The 6622-nt window shown below is 64.0% G+C and carries 6 protein-coding genes and 1 pseudogene; 1 reads left to right on the forward strand and 6 read right to left on the reverse strand.

All coding sequences use genetic code 11. The features are described 5' to 3' along the window. The first annotated feature begins 256 nt into the window (after window positions 1-256). The gene (locus ACFVSJ_RS09270; protein WP_387436132.1) at window positions 257-760 is read left to right on the forward strand and encodes a DUF3145 domain-containing protein; all 504 of its coding nucleotides are present in this window, start codon (window positions 257-259) and stop codon (window positions 758-760) included. 77 nt (window positions 761-837) lie between these two features. Here the strand turns inward: ACFVSJ_RS09270 and ACFVSJ_RS09275 are convergent, their stop codons facing one another. The 6 genes and pseudogenes from ACFVSJ_RS09275 to ACFVSJ_RS09300 form a co-directional block, all read right to left on the reverse strand. Continuing rightward, a complete protein-coding gene (locus ACFVSJ_RS09275; protein ID WP_387436133.1) occupies window positions 838-2073 on the reverse strand; it encodes a beta-ketoacyl-[acyl-carrier-protein] synthase family protein in 1236 nt (411 codons plus the stop codon). Window positions 2074-2205: 132 nt separating this feature from the next. Beyond that, window positions 2206-2451 (reverse strand): acyl carrier protein, encoded by a 246-nt coding sequence (locus tag ACFVSJ_RS09280; protein WP_011692310.1) that lies wholly within the window; start codon window positions 2449-2451, stop codon window positions 2206-2208. A gap of 116 nt (window positions 2452-2567) precedes the next feature. Beyond that, the gene (locus ACFVSJ_RS09285; protein WP_387436135.1) at window positions 2568-3629 is read right to left on the reverse strand and encodes a beta-ketoacyl-ACP synthase III; all 1062 of its coding nucleotides are present in this window, start codon (window positions 3627-3629) and stop codon (window positions 2568-2570) included. After that, a complete protein-coding gene (locus ACFVSJ_RS09290) occupies window positions 3626-4555 on the reverse strand; it encodes an ACP S-malonyltransferase (RefSeq protein ID WP_387436137.1) in 930 nt (309 codons plus the stop codon). The genes ACFVSJ_RS09285 and ACFVSJ_RS09290 overlap by 4 nt, the downstream gene beginning before the upstream one ends. A gap of 88 nt (window positions 4556-4643) precedes the next feature. Continuing rightward, window positions 4644-5888 (reverse strand): PucR family transcriptional regulator, encoded by a 1245-nt coding sequence (locus ACFVSJ_RS09295; protein WP_387436139.1) that lies wholly within the window; start codon window positions 5886-5888, stop codon window positions 4644-4646. 186 nt (window positions 5889-6074) lie between these two features. Further along, window positions 6075-6622 (reverse strand): annotated as a pseudogene (locus tag ACFVSJ_RS09300) (pyruvate dehydrogenase (acetyl-transferring), homodimeric type); the annotation flags it as partial.

Raw genomic sequence — 6622 nt, forward strand, 5'->3', positions numbered from 1 at the left:
GGCAATGGCGGAAGCGCCATATCTGCACTGGCGGAAAAGGAATGTGTACGGCAAAATGAAAGCACCACGGGGGAACCTTCAATTTATGGTTGAGGGTTGAATCTGTGCCAGAATCAAGCCAAAGCAATTCTCGATTCGGGAATGGCTTCAGATAAATAAATAGCCTGCAAGAGATCTTGAACGTTCATCGCAAGGTCAACAGCAACATCCGGCAGAGGTCGTTGGGGAAGACGTACCTACAGCTATGGAGGATGGAATGTCTGTTGCAACAACCCGCGGTGTCCTGTTCGTGCACTCGGCGCCAACGGCGCTGTGCCCGCACGTCGAGTGGGCCATTGGATCGGTCGTAGACAAGCGAACCGATCTTGAGTGGACCCCGCAGCCGGCTGCGCCCGGAATGTTCCGTGCCGAGTTGTCGTGGATCGGCAAGCCCGGTACCGGGGCTCAATTGGCGTCTGCTCTTCGAGGGTGGGCCCATTTGCGCTACGAAGTGACCGAGGAACCAAGCCAGGGTGTGGATGGAGCCCGTTGGTCGCACACGCCGGAGCTGGGCATCTTCCACGCTGTCACGGATGTGCATGGCAATGTGATGGTCACGGAGGACCGCATTCGTTACGCCTATGAGTCCGGTGCCGGCGACCCCTCGGCGGTTTACCATGAACTCTCGCTCGCGCTTGGCGAGGCTTGGGACGAGGAACTGGAGCCGTTCCGCCATGCAGCCGAGGGTGCCCCTGTTCGCTGGCTGCACCAAGTGGGCTAGCCAGGACACCACCAAGCCCCCATAGCAAAAAGCAGGGCCCCACCGAATTGGTGGGGCCCTGCTTGTGCGTTCTACGGCTAGGCGTTCCGCACGGCAATGACGGCGTTGTGGCCGCCGAAGCCGAAGGAGTTGCTGAGTGCAACGATGTCACCGGCCGGCAGGTCACGCACGGACGTCACGACGTCGAGCGGGATTTCCGGATCCTGGTTCTCCAGGTTGATGGTGACCGGTGCCTTGCGCTCGTAAACGGCCAGTACCGTGAGGACTGCCTCGACGGCGCCGGAGGCACCGAGCAAATGGCCCATCTGGGACTTTGTGGCCGAAACGGCGACGTTGTCTACGTGCGTGCCCAAGGCCGCCCGCAGGGCGGTGTACTCCGGCTTGTCACCAACGGGAGTCGACGTTGCGTGGGCGTTGACGTGGACCACGTCTTCGGCCTGGATCCGGCCATCGAACATGGCAGCCTTGAGGGCGCGGGTAGCGCCGAGACCTTCGGGGTCCGGGGCAGTGATGTGGTAAGCGTCGGCCGTGACCGAGGTGCCCGCGAGTTCTGCGTAGATACGGGCTCCACGGGCGATCGCGTGCTCTTCGGCTTCCAGGACCAGGGCGCCGGCGCCTTCGCCCATGACGAAGCCGTCGCGGTCAATGTCGTAGGGACGGGACGCGCGTTCGGGCGCGTCATTCCGGCGGGACAGCGCCTGCATGGAGGAGAACGCAGCCAAGGGCATCGGGTGGATGGCTGCTTCCGCACCACCGCACATGACGACGTCGGCCTTACCCGAGCGGATCAGGTCCAAGCCAAGGTGGAGGGCCTCAGTGCCGGACGCGCACGCGGAAACGGGGGTGTGGGCGCCTGCACGTGCGCCAAGGTCGAGGCTCACTGCGGCCGCCACGCCGTTGGGCATCAGCATGGGAACGGTCATGGGCAGAACCCGGCGGGGTCCTTTTTCCTTCAGCGTGTCCCAGGCATCCAGGAGCGTCCAGACGCCGCCAATGCCCGTGGCGAATGCGACAGCCAGGCGGTCGTGGTCAATGTCGTCGATTCCTGCGTCAGCCCACGCTTCGCGGGCGGCAATCACGCCGAACTGCGTGGAAGGGTCCATGCGCTTGGCTTCGACGCGGCTCAGGACTTCCAGGGCGGGCGTTGAGCACCTGGCAGCAAAGTGGACGGGGAGGTCGTACTTGGAAACCCACTCGTCCTCGAGCGTGCGGGCGCCGGAGACCCCTTTCAGCGCGTTCTGCCACATTGTGGGAACGTCGCCGCCGATGGGAGTGGTGGCCCCCAGACCGGTTATGACTACTTTGCGTGCCATGCGATCACTCTCTGTCGGATGAGCCGTCCTGGCTGCAGGTGTGTGCAGCGGCGGCTGAAAAATCTTTGGGCGGTAGTGCGGCTGTGCCGGGCCAGGATCACGTACCCTGGCCCGGCACAGCTGGTGTCAGGCTTAGGCCTGTGCGTTTGCGATGAAGCTGACGGCGTCGCCGACGGTCTTGAGGTTCTTGACCTCTTCGTCGGGGATACGGACGCCGAACTTCTCTTCGGCGTTGACCACGATGGTCATCATGGAGATGGAGTCGATGTCCAGGTCTTCGGTGAAGGACTTGTCCAGTTCGACCGCTTCGGTGGCCAGGCCGGTCTCTTCGTTGACGATTTCAGCCAGGCCGGCCAGGATTTCTTCGTTGCTAGCCATGATCGGCTCCTTTTCTTGTTTTGCCGGCTGATGCCGGAAAGGGGGTCAAACCGCGGTTACGGTTTGGGTTTGCAAGTCATATTCAGTTGGCTGGAGGCCACCGGGCCGGTCCAGGACTACGGCAGAACGACCACTTGGGCGCCAAAGACCAACCCGGCGCCGAAACCGATCTGCAAAGCCAGGCCGCCACTGAGCCCAGGGTTCTCCTGGAGCAAGCGGTGGGTGGCCAAGGGAATCGACGCAGCGGACGTATTGCCGGCCTGGGCAATGTCCCGCCCGATCGTGACGGTCTCCGGAAGCTTCAGCTTCTTGACCATCTCGTCGATGATGCGCATGTTCGCCTGGTGCGGAATGAACGCGGCGAGGTCGCCGGCTTCAATGCCCGCGGCATCCAGTGCCTGCTGCGCAACTTTGGCCATCTCCCACACTGCCCAGCGGAAGACCGTCTGGCCGTCCTGGCGCAGTGTCGGCCAGACATCCTGCGTGGCCGAGATGATGGCGAGGTCGTCGGTTTCGTCCGAGTGGCGGGCGGATTCGCCCAGCTTCTTGACGTCTTCCAGGGAGTGGGTCATTCCGATGGCGTCCCACTTGCTGCCGTCGGAGCCCCACACGGAGGGTCCAATGCCGGGGGTCTCCGATGGGCCGATCACGACCGCGCCGGCGCCATCGCCCAGAAGGAAGGAAATGGTGCGCTCGTGGTTGTCGATGACGTCGGACAGTTTCTCCGCACCAACAACCAAGACGTACGTCGCTGCGCCCGAGCGGACCAGCGCGTCGGCCTGGGCGACCCCATAGCAGTAACCCGCACAGGCAGCCGAGATGTCAAAGGCGGGTGCCGGCGTCGCGCCTAAACGATCGGTGAGTGCAGCGGCAGCCGACGGCGTGGCGTACGGGTGGGTGACGGTGGAGACAATGACGGCCCCCAGCTGGGACGCTCCGATGCCCGCCTGCGCGAGTGCTTCGCGGGCGGCACCTTCGGCCATGTCGATGACGCTGACGCCCTCGGCGGCGCGGTGACGCGTGACGATGCCCGTCCGCTGCCGGATCCATTCGTCGGACGAATCGATCCACTGGCAGACGTCGTCGTTGGTGACAATGACATCGGGACGGTAGGCGCCGATGCCGAGGATCCGGGTGTTTTCCTGGACCGGTGCCTGCTTCAGTACGGGCGTGCTCATGCGTTTCCCTCCAGTTCGGCAAACAGCGCAAGGGCTGCGGACAGGTCCTCGGGAGTCTTGACAGCCACGGTCTTGACTCCCGGCATGCCGCGCTTGGCGAGTCCGGCAAGCGTGCCGGCCGGGGCCAGTTCGATCACGCCGGTCACGCCGCGTTCAACAAGGTTTTCCATGCAGAGATCCCACCGGACGGGGCGGGAGACCTGGGCGATCAGGCTTTCGACGGCGGCCGAACCTGCCGTGACTTCCTTGCCGTCGTAGTTGGACAGCAGGGGAACCGTGGGGTCCTGCGGCGACAGCGACGGCTTGAGGGCCTCCAAGGCACTGACCGCGGGGGCCATGTGCGAGGTGTGGAAGGCGCCGGCGACTTTCAAGGGAATGACGCGTGCCTTCGCCGGCGGATTGTCGGCGAGCGACTTGAGCTGCTCAAACGTACCTGCCGCCACGGTCTGGCCGGCGCCGTTGACGTTGGCCGGGGTCGCGCCGGAGGCTTCAATTGCTGAGAGAACCTCAGCGGGGTCGCCGCCCACCACCGCGCTCATGCCGGTGGGTGTAACGGCGGCCGCGGCTGCCATGCTGTTGGCCCGTTCGCGGACGAAGGTCATGGCTTCGTCTTCCGTGAGGACGCCTGCCAGCGCGGACGCGGTGATTTCACCGACGGAATGGCCGGCAAGCACAACGGGAAGGGTGTTCAGTTCAACATCGAACAGTGACTTCGCCGCAACGAGGCCTGCGGCCACAATCAGCGGCTGGGCAACTGCAGTGTCCTTGATGGTGTCTTCATCGGAGGTAGTTCCGTGGGCCTTGAGGTCGATGCCTGCGATCTCGCTCAGGGCGGCCAATTGGCCTTCTACGGAGGGGAGTTCCAGCCAAGGGGCCAAAAATCCAGGGGTCTGGGAGCCCTGTCCAGGGCAGACGATTGCAAGCACGTATCCAGCTTTCCAAATTGCCACGTGATCCACTGGTGTTTTGGTACACCAAGCTCACTGGGTCAGTTTGTAGGAAGTCTACAACGGTTCAGTTCTGTGAACGCGAAGCGTGACGCTCGGGCGCGGTCTTCGGTTGGGCCGAAAGACGACCCACCACCAGCGCAGTTTGGAGGACGAAAGCCTCCCTGGGAAGCAGCGGATCCCAACCGGTCACGTCGCAGACACGCTTCAAACGGTAGCGCACAGTGTTGGCATGGACGAACAATTCGCGGGCCGTGGCTTCGAGCGAATGACCCAATTCCAAGTAGGTGCCGAGGGTCTCCACCAAACCGTTGGAAGCGGCCAGGAGCGGGCGGTAGATGTTCTTGATCAGTGAGCGCCTGGCGGCGTCGTCACCGGAAACAACGCGCTCGGGCAGGAGATCGTCCGCGGCTACGGGCCTCGGTGCTGAGGGCCAGGCCCGGGCTGCCGTGAGGCCCGCGAAGGCGGCCTGCGCAGAACTGCTGGCTTCCAGCAGCGAACCGGCCTCTGGCCCGTAGACCACGGCTCCAGGAGCAAACAGTTCGCTGAGTTTGACGTAGGCAGTGTCGCGGTCCTGGACCCCGCCGAGGATAAGGATCAGCCGGTCGCCCTGGATACCAACCAGTGCGTCTTCGGCGAAACGTCCGGCCGTGCGACGGAGTTCGCTGACGTAGCTGGCGCTGGGTTCGGACGGCGAATTTCCCACCATCACGGTGAAGCGTTCCTGCGCTTTCCAGCCGAGGGCGGCGATCCGGGATCGCAGGGCGTCTGTGTTCTCACCCCGAAGGATGGCGTCCACAATCAATGCCTCCAGCCGGGTGTCCCAGGAACCGCGGGATTCCGCGGCACGGGCATAGACATCAGCTGCCGCAAACGCGACTTCACGCGAGTACCGCAGCACGGCTTCGCGAAGGGATGGCTGGTCCGGCTCCGGCGCGATGACCGGCACCTGGTCTTCTACGACCTCCACCACAATACGGATCAACTGCAACGCCTTCTGCAAGCTGATGGATCGCGTCAATTCAGTAGGGGCGTTTCCAAAAACGTCAGTGAGGATCCATGACGGGGAGCTGGGCCGCTCGTACCACGTCACAAAAGCGGCAATGCCGTTCTGGGCCACGAGGCCCAGGGCAGAGCGCTCATCCGAGCTCAGCCGGCTGTACCACGGGAGCGATTTCTCGAGCTGCCGCATGGTGGTGGTGGACAATTGCCCCACGTTGGCGCGGAGTTGCCGCAGAGTCTCGGCCTTTTCCGGCGACACCGCCGGTGTTGCTGCCTTGCGCTTGGTTGGGGTCTTGGTCGGCTCTGCCATGGAATGAGCATACGGTGCATCCCGGGCAAGCTCCATTTGTGCGAAGGCTACAACTTGGCCCGGGCCTGGGGTGCCCTCCCGGGGTGGTGTGGCACCGATGTGTTAAAGCCCGACGGCGGCCCCCACCTTCCGGTGAAAGCCGCCGCGCGGTTGCTGCCTGATTGACCTGGGGCCGGGTTTGTGGGGCTAGGCGTCGCCGCCTGCGCCACCGGTGGTGCCCGCGTTGACATCCAGGAGCCGGTACTTCTCGATGGCCTTCTCCACCGCGTCACCTGCGACTTCGCCCTTGGCGGCGAGGAGTTGCAGGGTTTTGGTGACGATGGAGTGGGTGTCGTTTTTGAAGTAGCGGCGTGCGGCTTGGCGGGTGTCGGAGAAGCCGAAGCCGTCTGCTCCGAGGGAGGCGAAGTCGTTGGGGATGTATTGGCGGATTTGGTCGGGGATGGCTTTCATGTAGTCGGTGACGGCGATGACGGGTCCGTGGTGGCCGGTGAGTTGTTGTGTGATGAAGGGGGTGGGTGTGTTTTGGCCGGGGTTGAGGAAGGCTGCTTCGTCGGCGGCGAGTCCGTCGCGTCGGAGTTCGTTCCAGGAGGTCACGGACCAGACCTCGGCGGCGACTCCCCAGTCTTCGTTGAGGATTCGTTGGGCTTCGAGGGCCCAGGGGACGGACACGCCGGAGGCGAGGATTTGCGCGGTGGGGCGGTTCTCGGGGCCGGTGGGGGCTTGGGCGAGGTGGT

It is taken from the genome of Paenarthrobacter sp. NPDC058040, assembly GCF_042885775.1.
Classification (GTDB): Bacteria; Actinomycetota; Actinomycetes; order Actinomycetales; family Micrococcaceae; genus Arthrobacter.

What these genes read in the sequence shown, in the direction of transcription:
- ACFVSJ_RS09270 (WP_387436132.1), top strand. Translation starts at nt 257, where the DNA reads ATGTCTGTTGCAACAACCCGCGGTGTCCTGTTCGTGCACTCGGCGCCA.
- ACFVSJ_RS09275 (WP_387436133.1), bottom strand. Translation starts at nt 2,073, where the DNA reads ATGGCACGCAAAGTAGTCATAACCGGTCTGGGGGCCACCACTCCCATC.
- ACFVSJ_RS09280 (WP_011692310.1), bottom strand. Translation starts at nt 2,451, where the DNA reads ATGGCTAGCAACGAAGAAATCCTGGCCGGCCTGGCTGAAATCGTCAAC.
- ACFVSJ_RS09285 (WP_387436135.1), bottom strand. Translation starts at nt 3,629, where the DNA reads ATGAGCACGCCCGTACTGAAGCAGGCACCGGTCCAGGAAAACACCCGG.
- ACFVSJ_RS09295 (WP_387436139.1), bottom strand. Translation starts at nt 5,888, where the DNA reads ATGGCAGAGCCGACCAAGACCCCAACCAAGCGCAAGGCAGCAACACCG.